The organism is Oleiphilus sp. HI0061 (assembly GCF_001635675.1).
In genome coordinates this window covers 1-825 of the sequence record NZ_LWFE01000500.1, presented here as the reverse complement: position 1 = coordinate 825, position 825 = coordinate 1, and the positions used below count along the sequence as shown (strand labels likewise).

Below are 825 nucleotides of genomic sequence, written 5' to 3'. Positions count from 1 at the left end.
TTGTGTCATCCAGCCAGGCGGTTCAATGCGTGATCAAGAAGTCATTGATGCAGCTGATGAGCACGGTTTGGTAATGGTATTTACCGGAATGCGTCACTTCCGACACTAAGCAAATAAGCTCTGTATGACCGTGCACCCGCCTCTGTTTGAGACTTGGTGCACGGTACTCTTCCTGCTATACATCTACTCTTCTGCCTCTAGTTAGCACTACCTAATAATATACGCTAGACTATTTTTACCTATTAATCGGACGCCCGAAGGCTTCCACGGACTTCTATCATTAATGGAGCAACAACAGTGTCAGATTACGTACGCATTAAAGTAAGGGGCTATCACCTCGACCAACACGGCCACCTCAACAACAACGGCTATACCCGCTTTTTCGAAGAAGCTCGCTGGGTATTGTTTGAAAACTTCAATGCCATAGAGTTTTTCTCACAGCTTGATCTGACACTGACCTTGGTAAATAGCAATATAAACTATCGTCACCCATGCCTCTTCAATGATCAGCTCGAGATCCATACCAAGGTAATGCGCATAGGTAATACCAGCTGTAAAATAGATCAAACTATCTACTTGGAAGGTAGCAACACGATTATCGCAGATGCCAGCAATACTTTTGTATTAATGGACAACAAAGAACATAAGGCTGTGCCGATTCGCGACCAAGCTAGAGAGAAGCTGGCCCAACTTGCAAACTCTGCTTAGCATTCATAAGAGTTGGTTGTTCGTAAAACCACTCTTGCCCATTTTACGAACAATTATTTTTTATATCTCCTCTCGAATAAGGTATCCTTGCGCCCATTTCCATCTCCAGGCGACTCC

1 protein-coding gene is annotated in these 825 nt (G+C 44.1%); it reads left to right on the top strand.

Going from position 1 to position 825, the window contains the following annotated elements; genetic code table 11:
* The first annotated feature begins 297 nt into the window (after nt 1–297).
* A complete protein-coding gene (locus tag A3735_RS06635) occupies nt 298–708 on the top strand; it encodes a thioesterase family protein (RefSeq protein WP_068512175.1) in 411 nt (136 codons plus the stop codon).
* Nucleotides 709–825: the final 117 nt, after the last annotated feature.